Here is an 18,025-nt window from a genome sequence, read left to right as displayed (position 1 = left end):
CCTACAGCTTGTGCTTCGACACCACGAGTTTGGCACATCGCAATGCCGTCAGGGGAGAGCGGCATCCACCCCATCTCCGAAGATCGGCGATGACCGCCAGCGTCACCCCCGGCCGCGCGCTGCGCTACGCCGAAGGCTCCGCGCGCGGCCTCCTACACCACGTCGTGGGACACTGCCCAGGCCCTCGCCGAGGAACTCGAAAAAACACCAACAACCGTTGCACTTGGAACTTGAGTTAACCACACCCTACCGCCCACAGCCAAGCCATTGAAATCATAAGGCAAGAAAATCTGCCCGCGCGTGGTCAGCTACCCCCGTCGGTCCGCGAAGAACGCCTTCAGCAGGGCCTCCGCCTCCGCTGCCCCGATGCCGTCATAGACCTCGGGGACGTGGTGGCACTGGGGGTGGCTGAAGACCCGCGCGCCGACGGTCACCCCGCCCGACTTCGGGTCCGCCGCCCCATAGTACAGCCGCCCGACCCGCGCCGCCGAGATCGCGGCGGCGCACATCGCGCAGGGCTCCAGCGTGACATAGAGGTCGCAGCCCACCAGCCGCTCCGACCCAGTGATCCGGCAGGCCTCGCGGATCGCCAGCATCTCGGCATGGGCCGTCGGATCGGACAGCTCCCGCGTCCGGTTCCCGGCCCGCGCCAGCACCTCGTCGACCCGGACCACCACGGCGCCCACGGGCACCTCGCCTCGCGCCGCCGCCGCGCGCGCCTCGTCCAGCGCCAGGGACATGAACGACCGGAAGCCTTCGCGTTGCTCTTTCATGCCCGCATCACTATCCTGCGCATCCCGGCCACCAAGGCCCGAAGGATGTGCCCCATGGCCGGAAAAGAAAAGCCCCCCGCCCCGAAGACGCCCGCCAAGGCGACCGACGCGCCCGAAGGCGAACGCATCGCCAAGGTCCTGTCTCGCGCCGGCATCGCCTCGCGGCGCGAGGCCGAGCGGCTGATCGAACTGGGCGAAGTGCAGGTCAACGGCAAGGTCATCACCTCGCCGGCCCTGAACGTCACGCCCCGGGACAGGATCACCGTGCGCGGCGAGCCCGTGGGCCAGCCCGAACCGCCGCGCCTGTGGCTTTACTACAAGCCCGAGGGTCTGGTGACCTCGGCGGCCGACGAGAAGGGCCGCGACACCGTGTTCGACCACCTGCCCGAGGACATGCCCCGCGTCATGTCGGTGGGTCGCCTGGACCTGAACTCCGAGGGGCTGCTGCTGCTTACCAACGACGGCGAACTGAAGCGGCGGCTGGAACTGCCCTCCACCGGCTGGCTGCGGAAATACCGGGTGCGGGTGAAGGGGAACCCGACCGACCCGGACCTCGAACCCCTGCGCAAGGGCGTCACCGTCGAGGGCGAGCGGTTCCAGCCGATGGAGGTCAGGCTTGACCGCCATCAGGGCGCCAATGCCTGGCTGACCGTCGGCCTGCGCGAGGGCAAGAACCGCGAGATCCGCCGCGCGATGTCGCATATCGGGCTGACGGTGAACCGGCTGATCCGCATTTCCTACGGCCCCTTCCGGCTGGGCGAGTTGCAGCCCGGCGAGGTCGAGGAGGTGAAGCCCCGCATCCTGCGCGATCAGCTGGGGCTAGGCGGCGACAGCGCGCGGCCAGAACCCGCCGGACGCAAGGCCGCGCCGAAGCCTGCCGCGAAGCCCGCCGCGCAGACGGCCGCCAAACCGCCCCGGGCAGGGGCCAGGGACAAGCCGGCCAAGCCGCCCAAGGCCAGACTGAAGCCGGGTGAAGGATTGCAGGAGCTTTCCGATGCCTGGTCGGCGATCACCCGCCCCTCTGGCCGCAAGGTCTCGGACCGGCCCGCGGCCGGCCGCCCCGCGCGGCCCGGCGGCCCCCGCGCGGGCGGGCCCAGGAAGGGCTGAACCGGCGCCGTCCCGACCCGCGCCGGCGGGGAAGAATGACGCCGATTTCCCCCCGGTCGCGCTGGCATGAATCCGACTCCTCGGCTAAGGTCGGCCAAGGTGCAATTGCAGGAGGTCACGGAATGTCGGGAACCGGGCTCCGGAACCTCTCGCTGGTCCTGCTGGTGATGCTTGTCGCCTATGTCGCCTGGTCCGGAGGCGCATGATGGCCGAGCGTTTCGGCGGCAGGTATTCGCCGCAGGCCAACCGCCCCCCGGCACAGGCACCCGCCCCGGCGGATCTGCGGCCGAAGGGGGGCTGGCGGGCCTCGATCCTGTTCCTCAGCGCCTTCCTGTTCCTGTTCCCGGCCTTCGGCGACGGCCCGCGCGAGATGCTGATGGGCCTGGCCGCCGGGGGCCTGCTGATCCTGTCCGCCTGGCTCACACGCGAGGGGATGCGGGCCGAGGCCGCCTATGACGCCCGCAGGATCGCCCGGCGCCCGGCGCTGCCGCGCAAGCTTCTGGGGGCGGCGCTGACCGGCGCGGCGCTGGCGGTGGGCGGGCTGATCGCCGACCACGGGATCGTCTATCCGCTGCTCTTCGCGCTGGTGGGCGCGGGGCTGCATCTGGGGGCCTTCGGGCCGGACCCGATGGCCGACAAGGGGATGGAGGGGATCGACGCCTTCCAGACCGGCCGCGTGGCCCGGGCGGTAGAGGAAGGCGAGGCGCATCTGGCCGCGATGAGGGACGCGATCCTGCGCGCGGGCGACCGGGGGCTGGAACGGCGGGTGGACCAGTTTGCCGCGACGGCTCGGGGCCTGTTCCGCACCATCGAATCCGACCCGGGCGACCTGACGGCGGCGCGCAAGTATCTGTCGGTCTATCTGATGGGGGCCCGGGACGCGACGGTCAAGTTCGCCGACCACTACGCCCGAAGCCGCGATGCCGCCGCGCGTGCCGATTACGAATCGCTGCTGGCCGATCTTGAAACAACCTTCGCGGAAAAGTCGAAAACCTTCCTTACCAACAGCCGCACCGACCTGGACGTCGAGATCGCCGTCCTGCGCGACCGCCTCAAGCTTGACCATTGACCCTGAAGGAAACCCAGATGTCCGACACTGTCCAAGCCAATGCCCAGGCCCTTCTGACCGAGGTCGAGAAGGTCACCGCCGTCATCCTGCCCGAGCCCATGGCCGAGGTCGTGCCGCTGGAAGAGGCCTCCGCCCCCCAGGCCGAGGAAATCCGCAAGCGCATGGCCGAGGTGGACCTGGCCAACACGCAGTCGATCATTTCCTTCGGCTCGGCCGCCCAGGCCGAACTTCAGGTCATAAGCCAGGCGATGTTGCAGGATGTAAAGAACAAGGATGTCGGCCCGGCGGGCGACTCCTTGCGCAAGATCGTCACCACGATCCGCGGCTTCGGCGCGGACGAGCTGGACCTGCGCCGCGAGGCCAGCTGGTGGGAAAGGCTTCTGGGCCGCGCCGCCCCCTTCGCCGAATTCGTCGCGAAATACGAGGAAGTGCAGGCCCAGATCGACCGGATCACCAGCGAGCTTCTGACGCACGAGCACACCTTGCTCAAGGATATCAAGAGCCTGGACATCCTCTATGAAAAGACGCTGACCTTCTACAACGAACTGGCCCTGTATATCGCCGCCGGCGAGGCCAAGCTGGCCGAGACGGATTCGGTGACGATTCCGGCGAAAGAGGCCGAGGTCGCCGCCGCGCCCGAGGCCGATCAGGTGATGAAGGCCCAGGAACTGCGCGACCTGCGCGCCGCACGCGATGACCTGGAACGCCGGGTACACGACCTGCGGCTGACGCGGCAGGTGACGATGCAGTCGCTGCCCTCGATCCGACTGGTGCAGGAAAATGACAAGTCGCTGGTGACGAAGATCAACTCCACCCTCGTCAACACCGTGCCGCTGTGGGAAACCCAGCTGGCCCAGGCGGTGACGATCCAGCGCTCGAAAGAGGCGGCTCAGGCGGTGCGCGAGGCCAACGACCTGACCAACGAACTGCTGAAGTCGAACGCCGAGAACCTGCAACAGGCGAACAAGGTGGTGCGCGAAGAGATGGAGCGCGGCGTCTTCGACATCGAGACGGTGAAGGCGGCCAATGCGACCCTGATCGCCACGATCAACGAAAGCCTGGCCATCGCCGACGAAGGCAAGGCGCGGCGCGCCAGGGCCGAGGAAGAACTGGTGAAGATGGAGGCGGAACTGCGCGACACGCTGGCCGCGGCCAGGGCGCGCCAGATCACGCCCGCGGCTTCGGCCTGAGGCCCGGCGCGACGGCATGGTACGCAGCCCGACAGTCGGATCGCTTGTGACCGGTGCTGCCTGCCTTGCCCTGGCCGGCTGTATCGCCTCGGGACCCGTGGACCGCCCGGCTCTGCCCGCGGCCCCCGCGCCGGCAGAACCCCTTCCGCCCTCGGCGAAAAGCGCGGCGGCCATGGCCTATTACGCCCGGGTGCAGCAGTCGCTGCTGTCCCAGGGCATGCTGCGCACCGACGGTGGCGCCGACATTCCCTTCACCGACCGGATGCTGGCCGACAATTTCATGCGCATCGCGCTGTTCGACGAATATCGTCGCGCCCCGGGCGGCTTTGTGCGCGAAGAGACCGAAAGCAGCCTGCGACGGTGGGAGATCCCGGTGCGCATCGGGCTGCGCTTCGGCGCCAGCGTGCCGCCGGACCGGCAGGCGACCGACCGGGCGCGGGTCGCCAGTTTCGCCGCGCGTCTGTCGCGGATCACCGGCCATCCGATCTCGGTCGATGAACGGGCGCCGAACTTCCTGATCCACATCGTCTCGGAGGACGAACGCGAGGCGCTGGGACCGGTCATCCGCGCCGCCCTGCCCGGCCTTGGCCCATCGGAAGTGGCCGGGATCACCGACATGCCGCGGTCCACCTACTGCCTGGTCTATGCGCTGGCCGACAACGACAGGGGGGCCTACACCCGGGCCTTCGCGGTGATCCGCGCCGAACATCCCGACCTTCTGCGCCTGTCCTGCCTGCACGAGGAACTGACGCAAGGGCTTGGCCTGCCGAACGATTCGCCCCGCGCGCGGCCCTCGATCTTCAACGACGACGAGGAGTTCGCGCTGCTGACCGATCACGACGAGCTTCTGCTGCGCATCCTTTACAGCCGCGAGCTGCGCCCCGGCATGACCGCTGCCGAAGCCCGCCCCATCGTCAATTCCCTTGCGCGCCGGCTGACCGGCGGCGACAGTTGAACCCAAACGGAGGGTCCCATGGTCTTCGATTTCCTCAAGGGCGAATTCATCGACGTCATCTCATGGCTGGATGACACGCGCGACACCATGGTCTGGCGCTTTGACCGGCGGGGCCAGGCGATCAAGTATGGCGCCAAGCTGACGGTGCGCGAGGGGCAGGCCGCGGTCTTCATCCACGAAGGCCAGCTGGCCGATGTGTTCGGCCCCGGGCTCTACATGCTTGAAACCAACAACATGCCGATCCTGACCACCTTGCAGCACTGGGACCATGGCTTCCGGTCGCCCTTCAAGTCCGAGGTCTATTTCGTCAACACCACCCGCTTCAACGACCAGAAATGGGGCACCAAGAATCCGATCATGGCGCGCGACCCCGAATTCGGGCCGGTCCGCCTGCGCGCCTTCGGCACCTATTCGATGCGCGTCACCGATCCCGGAAAGTTCATGACAGAGATCGTCGGGACCGATGGCGAATTCACCGCCGACGAGATCAGCGTCCAGATCCGCAACATCATCGTGCAAGAAGCAAGCCAGGTGCTGGCCAAGTCCGGGATCCCGGTGCTGGACATGGCGGCGAACCTGGCCGATCTGGGCAAGATCATCGCCAATGCCATCGCGCCGAAGGTCGGGGAATACGGCCTGTCGATCCCGGAATTCTACATCGAGAACATCAGCCTGCCGGAAGAGGTGGAAAAGGCGCTGGACAAGCGCACCTCGATGGGCGTGGTGGGCAATCTGAACCGCTACATGCAGTTCAACGCGGCCGAAAGCATGGGCCGGCCGGGCAGCGCGATGGGCTCGGCCATGGGGGCCGGGATGGGCATGGGCATGGGGGCCGCGATGGCGCAGAACATGGGGCCCTGGGGCGCGCAGCCGGGTGCAGCCGCCGCCCCGCCGCCTCCGCCGCCGCCTCCGCCCCCCGCCGGCAAGCAGTGGCATCTGGCGGTGGACGGGGCGACCTCGGGCCCCTTCGCCGAGGCCGACCTGGCGCGCATGGCGGCCGAGGGCCGGCTGTCCCGCGCGACGATGGTCTGGACCCCGGGCCAGGACGGCTGGAAGATGGCCGCCGAGACCGAGCTTGCCCGCCTTCTGGACCAGGTGCCGCCCCCGCCGCCGAAGCCCTGAACCGTCATGTCGCAGGAGGAATACCGCTGGCCCTGTTCGCAGTGCGGCGCGCAGCTGCGCTATGCGCCGGGCCAGACCCATCTGGTCTGTGCCCATTGCGGCCATGAACAGGACATCCCGGCCGCCCCGCCCCGCGCGCGGGCACGCGCCTTGCAAGAGCTTGACCTTGCGCGGGGCCTGCGTGACGACCTTGCCAGCACCGACATGGTCGAGGTGCGCACGACCTCCTGCCCCGGCTGCGGCGCGAAGGTCGAGATCACCGGCGCGACCCATGCCACCTCCTGCCCCTTCTGCGACACGCCGGTCGTGCTGGACACCGGGACCGAACGCCACATCAAGCCGCAGGCGCTGGTGCCCTTCGTCCTGACCGAGGCCGAGGCGCGGCAACGGATGATCGCCTGGCTGGGCAGCCTCTGGTTCGCCCCCGGCACGCTGCTGGAATATGCCCGCAAGGGCCGGGCGCTGACCGGGATCTATGTCCCCTACTGGACCTTCGATGCCGCAACCGCCAGCCGTTACGCCGGCGAGCGCGGCGAGTACTACTATGAGATGCGGACCGTACAGGTGCGGGTCAACGGCCGGACGGAGACCCGACAGGAACAGGTGCGCCGCACGCGCTGGTATCCCGCATCGGGCCGCGTGGCGCGGGATTTCGACGATGTGCTGGTGATGGCCTCGCGCAGCCTGCCCGCGCGGCTGGGCAATGAACTCACCCCCTGGGACCTCGGCGCCCTGACCAGCTATTCCCCCGAATTCCTGGCCGGTTTCCAGGCCGAAGGCTATACCGTGCCGCTGGCCGAGGGCCACCGCGAGGCCCGCAGCCGGATGGAGTCCGTGATCCGCAGCGATGTCCGCCGCGACATCGGCGGCGACGAACAGCGCATCCATTCCATCGACACGCGCTGGTCGGACGAGACCTTCAAGCACATCCTGCTGCCGGTCTGGATGGCGGCCTACAAGTACAACGGCAAAAGCTACCGCTTCCTCGTCAACGGCCAGACCGGAGAGGTGCAGGGCGAAAGGCCGTGGTCGATCTGGAAGATCGCCCTTGCGGTCCTGGTGGTGGCCGCGCTGGCGCTGGGGGCGGTCTATCTGTCGGACCCCGAAGCCATCGGCCTGCCGCAGCCGGACTGGATGGACTAGGCTTCAGTCCCGGTCGCGCTGGACGAACAGCGCATAGCCGGCATAGGCCCCCGCGGCCAGGAACAGGATCCCCCAGAACGGGGCCTGCATCCAGACGAACTCGACCACTCCCCAGACCAGCGGCAGGACCACGACCAGACAGCGCACCCAGGCATGGCGGAAGACGGGGTCGTTCGGATCGAGAAATTTCATGGCCCATCGCCCCCGGTTCATGGCATCCTTGGGCAACAAAGGGAGGACGACATGCCGCAGATTGTCAAGGATTTCCAAGGACAAACCGTCATCACCACCTTCGAGACGACACCCGCCATGGCCTTTGATCTGGTCGAGGCGCTGGAGGCCGCCTATCGCGACTGCATCCGCCATCAGCCCGGTTTCATCGCCGCCGGCCTGCACATGAACGACGCCCGGACCCGGATCTGCAACTATTCGCAATGGCAAAGCCGCGCCGATTATCAGGCCATGCTGCGCACCCCCGAAATGCGCGAAAGGAACCGCCGCATCAACGAACTTTGCCGCAGTTTCGAGCCGGTGATGTACGAGGTGACCGAAGTCTTCTGACCCCGCCCTGCCTCCTATCGCCCTTTCCACACCGGATCGCGCTTTTCCGCAAAGGCCCGGGCGCCTTCCAGCTGATCCTCGCTGGAATACAGCAGGTCCACCGTGGGCAACTGGCGCTTTGTGATCCGGTTCAGCGCGTCCTGAAAGCGCATGTTCTCGGCCTCGCGCACGATCTCCTTGATCGCGGCATAGACCAGCGGCGGGCCGCTTTCCAAGAGCCGGGCCAGGGCCCAGGTCCTGGCCATCAGCTCCTCCGGCGCGCAGATTTCCTTGATGAGGCCCCAGCGGAACGCCTCTTCGGCGTCGAACCAGCGCCCCGTAAGCAGCAGGTCCATTGCCACATGCCAGGGAATGCGCTTCGGCAGCTTGATGCTGGCGGCATCGGCCACCGTCCCCGACCGGATTTCCGGCAGAGCGAAGGTCGCGGTCGTCGAACACAGGATCAGGTCGGCGCTCAAGGCCAGTTCCAGCCCTCCGCCGCAGCAGATGCCCTGCACCGCCGCGATCACCGGCTTGTTGAGGTTCGGCAGTTCCTGCAATCCCCCGAAGCCGCCCACCCCGTAATCCCCGTCCACCGCATCGCCCTCGGCCGCCGCCTTCAGGTCCCAGCCGGGGCAGAAGAACTTCTCCCCCGCCGCACGCAGGATGCAGACGCGAAGCGAGTCGTCGTCACGGAAGTCGCGGAATACCAGCCCCATGATCCGGCTGGTCTTCAGGTCGATCGCATTGGCCTTGGGCCGGTCCAGCGTGACCTCCAGGATCGCCCCCTCGCGCCGGGTCAGGATCGGACCCTCGGTTCGCATCTGCATCTCTGGCATCATACCCTCCTGACCAGTGCATCCACCGCCACGGCGCCCGTCTCGCGCACCATGACCGGATTGATCTCGATTTCCTCAAGGCTCTCGTCGGCCAGCATCAGCGCCCCCAGCCGCACCGCCATCGCCGCGACGGCGCCCATGTCCGCCTTCGGCCGCCCGCGATAGCCGTCCAGCAGGGGCCAGAGCCGCAGGCCCCGCGCCGCCGCCAGCACCTGCGCTTCCGTCACCGGCAGCACCAGCGTCACCGTATCGGCCAGCACCTCCGCCGTCACCCCGCCCATCCCCAGGGTCAGCGTCACGCCGTAAACCGGGTCGCGGCGCAAACCCAGCAGCACCTCGGCCACGGCACCCGTCACCATCTCCTCTACCAGATAGCCGGTCGCCCCCGGCATCTCGGCCTGATCCTCCAGCGAGGCCAGCCCCAGCCGCACCGCCCCCGCCTCGGTCTTGTGGGCAAAGCCCAGACCCTTGAGGACGTAAGGCCCGCCAAAGCGCACCTTACCCGCCACCTCGGCAATCGTCGCCCCGGTCACCGACCCCGGCACCACCACTCCCGCCCCGGCCAGCAGCGCCTTCCCCTCCGCTTCCGACAGCATCCGCGTCTCGCGCGGGGGCAGCGCGGCCACCGGTCGCCAGCCCGGCACTCCGGCGGGGGTCTGAGCCGCCCGGATCGCCGCCAGCGCGGTTTCCAGACCCAAAAGCGCGCAGACCCCCTGAGCCATCATGTCCCGCACCCGGCCCTCGCCGAAGTTTTCGGCCATCGAGGCGACGGGGAAGGCGGGTTTGCCGGTCGCCTTCTGCGCCGCCACGATCGCCTCCAGCGCAGGCTGATAGCTCGACGGATCGCAGCGATCCGCCCGGGGCGTGTCGATGATGTAGATCCCCGCATCATAGGCCTCCAGCATCGCGCTGAACACCTCGGTCGTCTTCGGCCCGTCGCCCCAGATGAAGGTGTGGTAATCCAAGGGGTTGGCGATCGTGGGGATCTCGCCCAGAACCGCGAACAGCCGGTCATGCGTCGCCTTCGGCACCGCAGGGAACTCCAGCCCGTGCGGCGCCGCCAGATCCGCCACCAGCCCCGCCTCGCCCCCCGAACAGGACAGGCTGCACAGCCGCCGCCCGATCTGCGGCCCGTGGACGTGGAAGATCTTCAGCGTCTCGATCAGCTCGCTTGGCGTGTTCACCTCTGCCACCCCCACCTGCCGCAGAAAGGCGCTGGAGGCCGCCCCGCCCCCCGCCAGCGAGGCAGTATGCGAAGCCGCCGCCGTGCGCGAGGCTTCGGTCTTGCCCGACTTGATCGCCACCACCCCCTTGCCCATCGCCCGCGCCTTCTCGGCCAGCGCCGCAAAGGCAGGGGCATCGTCGATCCCCTCGATATACAGGCCCACCGCTGTCACGCGAGGGTCATCCAGCAGCGCCCCGGTCAGTTCGGCCAGCCCGACGACAGCGGCATTGCCCAGACAGGCGACATAGGCCACCGGCAGGCCGCGCGCTTGCATCCCCATATTGATGACGATGTTGGAAGACTGGCTGACCAGCGCCACGCCGGTCTGCACCGGAACCCCGCCATGCTGGTCCGGCCACAGAAGCGCCCCGTCCAGATAGTTGATGACCCCATAGCAGTTCGGCCCCAGGATCGGCATGTCCCCCGCCGCCGCGACCAGCCTGTCCTGCAAGCCAGGCTCCCCGGCCTCGGTCCAACCGGAGGCAAAGCAGATCGCTCCCCCCGCCCCAAGCGCGGCCAGTTCCTCCACGACATCGATCGTCGCAAACCGGTTCACGCCGACGAAGACCGCATCCGGCGCTACGGGCAGATCGGCGAGGCTCGCATAGGCCTTCAGCCCCCCGATCTCGGGCTTCGTCGGATGCACGGGCCAGACCGGGCCCGTGAACCCCATCCTGGCGCACTGTTCGATCACGTTCAGCGCCCATCCGGCCCCAAGGACGGCAATGTGGCGCGGGCGGAGAAGGCGGTCGAGACGGCTCATGCGCGGCCCCGCTCTGCGGCACAAGCCCCGGGGGCGCTGCCCCCGGACCCCCGGGATACTTGCAGACAGATGAAATTCGAAGAAAGGCGCCCTGCCCCGGCGAACCGAGGCAGGGTTTCACCTGTCGCGGTCATCGGCGTCCCCGCCTGTACCGCGCGATCATTCTTGCAGGCCAAGGTTAACAAACCCTTTCATCTGTCCTCAAATATCCCGGGGGTCCGGGGGCTGGCCCCCGGTGCGCCGGTTCACCCCCCGACCGCCCTCAGCAATTCGCGACTGATGATGTGCCGCTGGATCTCGGACGTGCCTTCCCAGATCCGTTCCACGCGGGCATCCCGCCAGATCCGCTCCAACGGCAGCTCGTCCATCAGCCCCATGCCGCCGTGGATCTGGATCGCTTCGTCCGCAACCATCGCCAGCACCTCGGTCGCCTTCAGCTTGGCCATGGCCATGTCGCCGTCCGTCACCGTGCCCTGGTCGTATTTCCACGCCGCCTCGCGCGTGAGCAGTTCGGCCGCCTTCAGCTCCAGCGCCATGTCGGCCAGCTTGAAGGACACCCCCTGGAACTTGCCGATCTGCTGCCCGAACTGCTTGCGTTCCGCGGCATAGGCCACGGCAAGCGCCAGCGCCCGCTCGGCCCGGCCGAGGCAGGTCGAGGCCACCTGCAACCGTGTCGCCCCCAGCCAGGAGTTCGCCACCTCGAACCCCTTGTGGACCTCGCCCAGCACGTTCTCCGCCGGCACGCGGCAGTCGTCGAACTCCAGCACCGAATTCGTATAGCCCCGGTGGCTGACGTTCCGATACCCCTCGCGGACCGTGAACCCCGGGGTGCCCTTGTCCACGAAAAACGCCGTGATCAGCTTTTTCGGGCCGCGTGGAGTCTCTTCCTCCCCCGTCGCCATGAAGACGATGGCAAAGCCCGCAAGGTCGGCGTGGGAAATGAAATGCTTCGTCCCGTTCAGAACCCAGTCGCCACCCTCGGCCCGCGCGCTGGCCTTCATCCCGCGCAGGTCCGACCCCGCGCCGGGTTCGGTCATCGCCAGGCAATCCCAGGTCTCGCCCCGGATGCAGGGCATGAGGTAGCGTTCCCGCTGCTCGGCATTCCCGGCAAGAAGGATGTTCGACGGCCGCGCGACGCAGGTCCAGTGCAGCGCATAGTTCGCCCGGCCCAGTTCCTTCTCGTAAAGCAGCCAGGACAGCGTATCCAGCCCCGCGCCGCCCACCTCTACCGGCATGTTGGCCGCGTAAAGCCCCGCCGCGATGGCCTTTGCCTGGATCTCACGGATCAGCTCCAGCGGCAGGACCCCGGTCCGCTCCACCCTCTGCTCATGCGGGTAAAGCTCCTCCTCGACGAAGGCCCGCGTCGTCTCGACGATCATCCGCTGTTCTTCGGTCAGTCCGAAATCCATCGCCCTACTCCTTCTTCTGGCCGACCGCCCGGCCCACGCCTTCCGGCATCGGCAACCCGGCATGAGCATCCGCGACGGCTTTCAGGTTTGCCCAGACCTCGGGCGCGGCCGGCACCGTCTTGCCCGCCTTCATGTCCACATGCAGGCAAAGTTGCTCCACCGTCGCCACGCAATCCTCGCCCTTCAGGATGCGCACGAAGCTGCGGAACCGCTTCTCGTCCGCCGAGATGATCTGCAACTCGCCGCGCAGCTGATCCCCCAGCTTCGCCTCGCCCAGATGGCGGATATGCGTCTCGGCCGAATAGTACGAATGTCCCGCTGCCACATAGTCCATCCCTGCGCCGATCAGCCGCAGGAAGTTGTCCACCGTCTCAGAATTGCAGAAGTAATAACGGCTTTCCGTCATGTGGCCGTTGTAGTCGATCCAGCCCGGCAGGACCTGCCCCTGCCACATGACCAGAGGGGCCGCCTTGGCCCCCGTGTCCAGCCCCTTCGCCATCTCGGCATAGAAGGCGGCGGCGCGGCGTTCGTCGTGCTCGCGCAGCACCTTCCCCGCGCCCCAGTTGCGTTCCTTCAAGGCCCGCAGGAAGCCCACGAGGTTGCGGTCGCGGATGCGCTCCAGTTCACGGATGCCATACATCCCCGACTGCGCGTCGGACTGGCTGGCGACCAGGTCCACCAGCTCGTCGTTGAACTCGGGCACGTCCATCAGCTTGGTCCAGGGCCATTTCAGCGCCGGGCCGAACTGCGCCATGAAATGCCGCATCCCCGCCTCGCCCCCGGCGATCCGGTAGGTCTCGAACAGGCCCATCTGGCCCCAGCGCAGGCCAAAGCCCATGCGGATCGCCTCGTCTATCTCCTCGGTCGTGGCGATGCCGTCCTTCAGCATCCACAAGGCCTCGCGCCAGACCGCCTCAAGAAATCGGTTGCCGATGAAGGCGTCGATCTCGTGCCGGATCACCAGCGGGAACATGCCCACATCCTTCATGATCTGCACGGTCTTTTCGACCACCTCGGGCGGGTTGGCCGGGCTGCCGCTGATCTCGGACAGGGGCAGCAGATAGACCGGGTTGAACGGATGCGCGACGATGATGTTTTCGGGAGCAACCGCAGATTTCTGCAAGTCGCTGGCCTTGAACCCGCTTGTGGACGACCCGATCAGCACTCCGGGGTTCGATTGTTGCAACTGGGCATAGACCTTGTGCTTCAGCTCGATCCGTTCCGAGACGCTTTCCTGCACATAGTCCGCCCCCTCGACCGCCTCGCCGATGGTGCCGTGGAAGGTCAGCTTCCCCTCCGCCGGCATCGGCACGTCGGACAGCGCGGGCAGCGCCGCCCGGGCGTTCTCCATCACCGCAGCGATCTTGCGCTCCGCCTCGGGGTCGGGGTCGAACACCCCCACATCCCAGCCATTCAGCAGGAACCGCGCCGCCCAGCCGCCGCCGATGACCCCGCCCCCGATGATTGCCGCCTTCCGGTTCATTGCCGCGCCCCCGTTCCCTGTTTCCTGCCGTCATCCGACCCGCTGACGGACCCATCGTCCCGCTTGCGGTAGTCGCAGGCAAAGCGCCGGTCCACCACCGACACCGGCCCCGTCCGCCCGCCATCCCTTCGGCAGCGCACCACCGCATCGGGGCTGTCGTCGATCACCCGCGCGAGGCAGATCTCCAGCCCCGCAGGTCCATCCAGCGGTGCCGGACTGGTGCAATCGACCTCGCCCAGCGGCACACCCGCCGGCGTGTACCATTGCCCATCCCCGACGCAGGCCGCAAAAAGCAGAAGGCAGGTCCCCGCCCCGATGGGCCGCGCCACCGCGCCTGGTCTCCGCATCGGCCTACTTCGCCACCGGAGCCCGCTTCTCCAGCTTCAGCCGCGCCCGCACCTCGGCCGGAGTGATCACCCGCGCACCCAGGTTCTCGACAATGGTCGCCGCGCGCTCCACAAGTTGCGCGTTGGTCGCAAGGACACCCTTCTCCAGCCAGAGGTTGTCCTCCAGCCCGACCCGGACATTGCCGCCCGCAAGTGTCGCCGCCGCGACATAGGCCATCTCGTTCCGGCCCAGCGAAAAGGCGCTGAAATGCCAGCCCTGGGGCACGTTGTTCACCATCGCCATGAAGGTGTTCAGGTCGTCCGGCGCGCCCCAGGGCACCCCCATGCACAGCTGCACCAGCACCGGCTCCGGGATCACGCCCTCGGACACCAGCTGCTTGGCCAGCCAGAGGTGACCCGTGTCGAAGGCCTCGATCTCGATCCGCACCCCCGCCGCCGTCATCCGCCGCGCCATGTCGCGCAGCATGCCGGGAGTGTTCACCATCACATAATCGGCCTCGGCAAAATTCATCGTGCCGCAGTCCAGCGTGCAGATCTCGGGGCGGCATTCGACGATATGCGCCACCCGCTCCTCGGCCCCGCACATATCGGAAATCGCGGCCATCTCGGTCATCTTCTCGGTGCCGTCGAAATACATGTCGCCGCCCATGCCCGCCGTCAGGTTCAGGACAACATCGGTATCGCTGTCCCGGATTCGCTCCGTCACCTCGCGGTAATATTCCAGCTTGCGGCTGGGCTTGCCCGTCTCGGGGTCGCGCACATGGCAATGCACCACCGCCGCCCCCGCCTTCGCCGCCGCGATGGCGCTTTCGGCGATCTGCTTCGGGCTGCGCGGCACGTGCGGCGAGCGGTCCTGAGTTCCCCCCGACCCCGTCACGGCGCAGGTGATGAAGACTTCCTTGTTCATGTTCAGCGGCATCGCGGACCTCCCCGGGCTTTGACCCCACCATAGCCCGCTTGCCAGCCCACGCTTTGCACCTTACGAAACCTTCATGACGGAAAACGCCATCTTTCAGCCATCGCGAGAGCCCCTGACCATCGCGCTTCTCGTCCTGCCGCAGGCCTCGATCCTCGAGGTCGCTTCCGCCCTCGACCCCCTGCGCAACGCCAACCGCCAGCTTGGGTCAGAGGCCTACCGCTGGCGCGTCGTCTCGCCCGATGGCGCCCCCGTCCCCCTGACCTGTGGCATCGAACTGCCCTCCTCCGGCCCTCTCGCCCACGCCAGCGGCGCCGACGCCCTCATCGTCATCGCCGGCTACCGCCTGGCCGAAGTCGCCACCCGCCCGCTGATCCGCGACCTCCGCCGCATCGCCCCCCGCTTCCAGCTGGTCGGCGGCATCGACGCCGGCCCCTGGGTCCTCGCCCGCGCGGGCCTCCTCGACAGCCACCGCGCCACCGTCCATTGGGAAGACCTCGAAGACCTCGCCGCCGCCCACCCGCACATCGACGTCGTCCCCGACCGCTTCGTTATCGACCGCAACCGCGTCACCATCTCGGGCGCGGCCCCCGCGCAGGACTTCATGCTGCACCTGATCCGCAGCCGCCACGGCGCCGCGCTGGCCCGGCAGGTCGCCGCCAGCTTCCTGGCCACCCACCGCCCCGGGCACGAGCCCCAGATCGCCCCCCAGGACCCGGCCCTCGACCCGCGCGTGGCCGCAGCCCTGGCCAGGATGGAGGCGCGGATCGACGCCCCCGAACCCGCCGCCGCCACAGCCAGAGCCGTCGGCCTCTCCCCCCGCCGTCTGGAAGCGCTCTTCCGGCAGGCGCTGGACACCACCCCCGCCGCCCACGCGCTCGACCTGCGCCTCCAGGCTGCCCGCCGGATGCTGACCGACACCCGCCACCCCATCGCCGAGGTTGCCCTCCGCACCGGCTTTTCCGGCCCCGCCACCTTCTCGCGCGCCTTCCGGGCCCGCTTCGGCCAGCCGCCCGTCAGCCTGCGACGCCAGGCTAGGGCCTTGCACCCGACCTGATCTTGCCCATGTCCGAAATACTTCACGGGGGTGCGGGGGTGTGAAACCCCCCCTCAGGCCGCGTCCAGCAGCCCCCGGCCCTTCAACAACGCCTCGACCCCCGGCATCCTGCCCCGGAACTTGATATACAGCGCCTCGGCCTCCTCCGACCCTCCGGCCGACAGGATGAACCGCTCCAGCCGCGCGGCCACCGCGGGATCGAAGGCATCGCCCGCCTCCTCGAAAGCCGCGAAAGCGTCGGCATCCATCACTTCCGACCACATATAGCTGTAATAGCCGCTGGAATAGCCGTCGCCGCTGAACACATGCGCGAAATGCGGCGTCGCGTGCCGCATCCGGATCGCCCGGGGCATCCCCAGCGCCTCCAGCACCTCGGCCTGCTTCTGCATCGGATCCGCAGGGGGCGTGCCGGTGTGGAACTCCAGGTCCACCAGCGCGCTTGCCACGAACTCCACCGTGGCAAAGCCCTGGTCATGGGTTCCCGCCGCCAGCAGCCGCCGCAACATGTCGGCGGGCATCGGCTCGCCGGTCTCATGGTGCCGCGCATGGGCCTCCAGCACCGAGGGCGCCTCCAGCCAATGCTCGTACAACTGGCTCGGCAGCTCCACGAAATCCCGCGCGACGTTCGTCCCGCTGATGAACCCATAGGTCACATCCGACAGCATCTGGTGCAGCGCATGGCCGAATTCGTGGAACAATGTCCGCGCATCGTCCCAGGACAGAAGACGCGGCTCACCCTTGGCGAAATTGCAGACGTTCACGACGATCGGCCGCTGCTCCCCGCCCAGCTTGCGCTGCGACCGCATCGCCGAACACCAGGCGCCCGACCGTTTCGACCCCCGGGCAAAGTAGTCGCCCAGAAAGACCGCCACATGCGCGCCGTTCCGAGTGACCTCCCACCCCCGCACGTCCGGGTGATAGAACGGCCCCGCGATCTCGCGGAACTCAAGCCCGAAAAGCCGCGTCGCGCAGTCGAACATCGCCCCCAGCATCGCGTCCAGCGACAGGTAGGGCTTCAGCGCCGCCTCATCCAGGTCATGCTCCGCCTTGCGGCGCTTCTCGCTGTAATAGCGCCAGTCCCAGGGCTCCAGCGGCCCGGGGAACCCGTCCGCCCTCAGCATCGCCTCCAGCACGCCCGCATCCGCCAGCGCCCGGGCCCGCGCCGGCTGCCAGACCCGCATCAGAAGGTCGCGCACCGCCGCCGGGGTCTTCGCCATCTCCGGCTCCAGCTTGTAGGCGGCAAAGTCGGGATAGCCCAGCAGCGTTGCCCGCTCGTGGCGCAGCGCAAGGATCTCTGCCGCGATCGCCCGGTTGTCCGTCTCGCCCCCGTTTGCCCCCCGTGCGACCCAGGCCTCATAGGCCTTCTCGCGCAGATCCCGGTTGGGCGAGAATTGCAGGAAGGGCACGATCAGGCTGCGGTTCAGCGTGATGACCGGCCCCAGCCCCTTTTCCGCACCCGCGGCGCTTGCGGCCTCCTGCACGAACCCCGGCAGCGCGGCCAGTTCGGCCTGCGACAACTCCATGTGCCAGGACCTCTCGTCCGCCAGCAGGTTCTGCGAAAACTGCGTCCCCAGCACCGCCAGCCGCGCCTTCACCGCCGTCATGCGCTCCGCCGCCGCTCCCTCCAGCGCCGCACCGGACCGCAGGAACATCTGCCGGTACAGCTCCAGCACGCGGGCCTGCTCGGGCGAAAGCCCCAGGCCCTCGCGTGCCTGCCACAGGTCCTCGATCTTGGCCCAAAGCGCCTTGTTGTTGGTGACTTCGCTGGAAAACGCCGACATCTTCGGCGCCAGCTCCCGCATCAGGGCCTCGCGCGCAGAGGTCGAGTCGGCCCCGGCCAGATTGTAGAACACCCCCGCCACCCGGTCGAGATCGCCCTCCGCCAGTTCCAGCGCCTCGATCACCTCGGCAAAGGACGTCCCCGGCCCTTCGGCAATCGCCAGGATCGCCGCCCGCGCCCGGGCAAGCGCCGTATCGAAGGCCGGCCCGAAATCCTCGTCCCGGATGCGGTCAAAGGGCGGCAGACCGAACGGCCTGTCCCAGTTTTCCAGCAGCACATTCATCGCAGATCTCCTTTGCTTCGAAGC

At 68.1% G+C, this 18,025-nt stretch carries 17 protein-coding genes; 8 read left to right on the top strand and 9 right to left on the bottom strand.

Translation table 11 applies throughout. The annotated features are described in order from the left end of the window. Positions 1-308: 308 nt before the first annotated feature. On the bottom strand, positions 309-773 hold the full coding sequence (locus G8O29_RS15700) for a nucleoside deaminase (protein ID WP_166404173.1): 465 nt from the start codon (positions 771-773) through the stop codon (positions 309-311). 54 nt (positions 774-827) lie between these two features. Between G8O29_RS15700 and G8O29_RS15695 the strand changes: the two genes are divergently transcribed. The 6 genes from G8O29_RS15695 (at position 828) to G8O29_RS15670 (ending at position 7,359) form a co-directional block, all read left to right on the top strand. Then, complete coding sequence (locus tag G8O29_RS15695; RefSeq protein ID WP_166404172.1) at positions 828-1,880, top strand: pseudouridine synthase; 1,053 nt, start codon at positions 828-830, stop codon at positions 1,878-1,880. A 205-nt stretch (positions 1,881-2,085) separates the two neighbouring features. After that, a complete protein-coding gene (locus G8O29_RS15690; protein ID WP_166404171.1) occupies positions 2,086-2,949 on the top strand; it encodes a 5-bromo-4-chloroindolyl phosphate hydrolysis family protein in 864 nt (287 codons plus the stop codon). 17 nt (positions 2,950-2,966) lie between these two features. Next, the gene (locus G8O29_RS15685; RefSeq protein ID WP_166404170.1) at positions 2,967-4,139 is read left to right on the top strand and encodes a toxic anion resistance protein; all 1,173 of its coding nucleotides are present in this window, start codon (positions 2,967-2,969) and stop codon (positions 4,137-4,139) included. 16 nt (positions 4,140-4,155) lie between these two features. Then, the gene (locus G8O29_RS15680) at positions 4,156-5,094 is read left to right on the top strand and encodes a DUF2927 domain-containing protein (RefSeq protein WP_166404169.1); all 939 of its coding nucleotides are present in this window, start codon (positions 4,156-4,158) and stop codon (positions 5,092-5,094) included. A gap of 18 nt (positions 5,095-5,112) precedes the next feature. Further along, positions 5,113-6,216: an SPFH domain-containing protein gene (locus tag G8O29_RS15675; RefSeq protein ID WP_166404168.1), complete on the top strand. Its 1,104-nt coding sequence runs from the start codon at positions 5,113-5,115 to the stop codon at positions 6,214-6,216. A gap of 6 nt (positions 6,217-6,222) precedes the next feature. Beyond that, a complete protein-coding gene (locus G8O29_RS15670; RefSeq protein WP_166404167.1) occupies positions 6,223-7,359 on the top strand; it encodes a TFIIB-type zinc ribbon-containing protein in 1,137 nt (378 codons plus the stop codon). Between the two features lie 3 nt (positions 7,360-7,362). On the opposite strand, the gene G8O29_RS15665 is transcribed toward G8O29_RS15670, so the two are convergent. Next, positions 7,363-7,551, bottom strand: a complete 189-nt coding sequence (locus tag G8O29_RS15665) for a hypothetical protein (protein WP_166404166.1) — start codon at positions 7,549-7,551, stop codon at positions 7,363-7,365. 51 nt (positions 7,552-7,602) lie between these two features. On the opposite strand from G8O29_RS15665, the gene G8O29_RS15660 reads away from it, so the two are divergent. Then, the gene (locus tag G8O29_RS15660) at positions 7,603-7,920 is read left to right on the top strand and encodes an antibiotic biosynthesis monooxygenase family protein (RefSeq protein WP_166404165.1); all 318 of its coding nucleotides are present in this window, start codon (positions 7,603-7,605) and stop codon (positions 7,918-7,920) included. A gap of 14 nt (positions 7,921-7,934) precedes the next feature. Here G8O29_RS15660 and G8O29_RS15655 read toward each other — a convergent pair whose 3' ends face one another. The 6 genes from G8O29_RS15655 to bcoG all read right to left on the bottom strand — a co-directional run bounded on the left by G8O29_RS15655 (position 7,935) and on the right by bcoG (position 14,884). Continuing rightward, a complete protein-coding gene (locus tag G8O29_RS15655) occupies positions 7,935-8,738 on the bottom strand; it encodes a carnitinyl-CoA dehydratase (RefSeq protein ID WP_242679136.1) in 804 nt (267 codons plus the stop codon). Beyond that, positions 8,738-10,726 carry an acetate--CoA ligase family protein gene (locus G8O29_RS15650; protein WP_166404164.1) on the bottom strand — a complete coding sequence of 663 codons (1,989 nt, stop codon included), beginning with the start codon at positions 10,724-10,726 and terminating at the stop codon, positions 8,738-8,740. Before G8O29_RS15650 ends, G8O29_RS15655 begins: the two co-directional genes overlap by 1 nt. A gap of 245 nt (positions 10,727-10,971) precedes the next feature. Further along, entirely contained in the window at positions 10,972-12,135 is a 1,164-nt protein-coding gene (locus G8O29_RS15645) for an acyl-CoA dehydrogenase family protein (RefSeq protein ID WP_166404163.1), read from the bottom strand. A 4-nt stretch (positions 12,136-12,139) separates the two neighbouring features. Continuing rightward, complete coding sequence (locus tag G8O29_RS15640; protein ID WP_166404162.1) at positions 12,140-13,618, bottom strand: carnitine 3-dehydrogenase; 1,479 nt, start codon at positions 13,616-13,618, stop codon at positions 12,140-12,142. Then, positions 13,615-13,965 carry a hypothetical protein gene (locus tag G8O29_RS15635; protein WP_166404161.1) on the bottom strand — a complete coding sequence of 117 codons (351 nt, stop codon included), beginning with the start codon at positions 13,963-13,965 and terminating at the stop codon, positions 13,615-13,617. The genes G8O29_RS15640 and G8O29_RS15635 overlap by 4 nt, the downstream gene beginning before the upstream one ends. Before the next feature lie 4 nt (positions 13,966-13,969). Beyond that, positions 13,970-14,884, bottom strand: coding sequence for a 3-dehydrocarnitine:acetyl-CoA trimethylamine transferase BcoG (gene bcoG / locus G8O29_RS15630; RefSeq protein ID WP_166404160.1), 915 nt, complete (start codon positions 14,882-14,884; stop codon positions 13,970-13,972). A 73-nt stretch (positions 14,885-14,957) separates the two neighbouring features. Here bcoG and G8O29_RS15625 point away from each other — a divergent pair, with 73 nt between their 5' ends. Continuing rightward, positions 14,958-15,938 (top strand): GlxA family transcriptional regulator, encoded by a 981-nt coding sequence (locus G8O29_RS15625; protein WP_166404159.1) that lies wholly within the window; start codon positions 14,958-14,960, stop codon positions 15,936-15,938. Positions 15,939-15,991: 53 nt separating this feature from the next. Here the strand turns inward: G8O29_RS15625 and G8O29_RS15620 are convergent, their stop codons facing one another. After that, positions 15,992-18,001: a M3 family metallopeptidase gene (locus G8O29_RS15620; protein ID WP_166404158.1), complete on the bottom strand. Its 2,010-nt coding sequence runs from the start codon at positions 17,999-18,001 to the stop codon at positions 15,992-15,994. Positions 18,002-18,025: the final 24 nt, after the last annotated feature.

Origin of the sequence: Rhodobacter calidifons (assembly GCF_011174775.1) — a bacterium.
GTDB classification, from domain to species: Bacteria; Pseudomonadota; Alphaproteobacteria; order Rhodobacterales; family Rhodobacteraceae; genus Tabrizicola; species Tabrizicola calidifons.
Note: the sequence above shows the minus strand (reverse complement) of the source record. Positions and strands in the feature narration are given on the sequence as shown.

Excerpts from the sequence above, each read along its gene's own strand:
- G8O29_RS15625 (WP_166404159.1), top strand. The coding sequence starts at position 14,958 with ATGACGGAAAACGCCATCTTTCAGCCATCGCGAGAGCCCCTGACCATC.
- G8O29_RS15695 (WP_166404172.1), top strand. The coding sequence starts at position 828 with ATGGCCGGAAAAGAAAAGCCCCCCGCCCCGAAGACGCCCGCCAAGGCG.
- G8O29_RS15660 (WP_166404165.1), top strand. The coding sequence starts at position 7,603 with ATGCCGCAGATTGTCAAGGATTTCCAAGGACAAACCGTCATCACCACC.
- G8O29_RS15670 (WP_166404167.1), top strand. The coding sequence starts at position 6,223 with ATGTCGCAGGAGGAATACCGCTGGCCCTGTTCGCAGTGCGGCGCGCAG.
- G8O29_RS15645 (WP_166404163.1), bottom strand. The coding sequence starts at position 12,135 with ATGGATTTCGGACTGACCGAAGAACAGCGGATGATCGTCGAGACGACG.
- G8O29_RS15700 (WP_166404173.1), bottom strand. The coding sequence starts at position 773 with ATGAAAGAGCAACGCGAAGGCTTCCGGTCGTTCATGTCCCTGGCGCTG.
- G8O29_RS15675 (WP_166404168.1), top strand. The coding sequence starts at position 5,113 with ATGGTCTTCGATTTCCTCAAGGGCGAATTCATCGACGTCATCTCATGG.
- G8O29_RS15640 (WP_166404162.1), bottom strand. The coding sequence starts at position 13,618 with ATGAACCGGAAGGCGGCAATCATCGGGGGCGGGGTCATCGGCGGCGGC.
- G8O29_RS15680 (WP_166404169.1), top strand. The coding sequence starts at position 4,156 with ATGGTACGCAGCCCGACAGTCGGATCGCTTGTGACCGGTGCTGCCTGC.
- G8O29_RS15655 (WP_242679136.1), bottom strand. The coding sequence starts at position 8,738 with ATGCCAGAGATGCAGATGCGAACCGAGGGTCCGATCCTGACCCGGCGC.
- G8O29_RS15635 (WP_166404161.1), bottom strand. The coding sequence starts at position 13,965 with ATGCGGAGACCAGGCGCGGTGGCGCGGCCCATCGGGGCGGGGACCTGC.
- G8O29_RS15690 (WP_166404171.1), top strand. The coding sequence starts at position 2,086 with ATGGCCGAGCGTTTCGGCGGCAGGTATTCGCCGCAGGCCAACCGCCCC.
- G8O29_RS15685 (WP_166404170.1), top strand. The coding sequence starts at position 2,967 with ATGTCCGACACTGTCCAAGCCAATGCCCAGGCCCTTCTGACCGAGGTC.
- G8O29_RS15650 (WP_166404164.1), bottom strand. The coding sequence starts at position 10,726 with ATGAGCCGTCTCGACCGCCTTCTCCGCCCGCGCCACATTGCCGTCCTT.
- G8O29_RS15620 (WP_166404158.1), bottom strand. The coding sequence starts at position 18,001 with ATGAATGTGCTGCTGGAAAACTGGGACAGGCCGTTCGGTCTGCCGCCC.
- bcoG (WP_166404160.1), bottom strand. The coding sequence starts at position 14,884 with ATGCCGCTGAACATGAACAAGGAAGTCTTCATCACCTGCGCCGTGACG.
- G8O29_RS15665 (WP_166404166.1), bottom strand. The coding sequence starts at position 7,551 with ATGAAATTTCTCGATCCGAACGACCCCGTCTTCCGCCATGCCTGGGTG.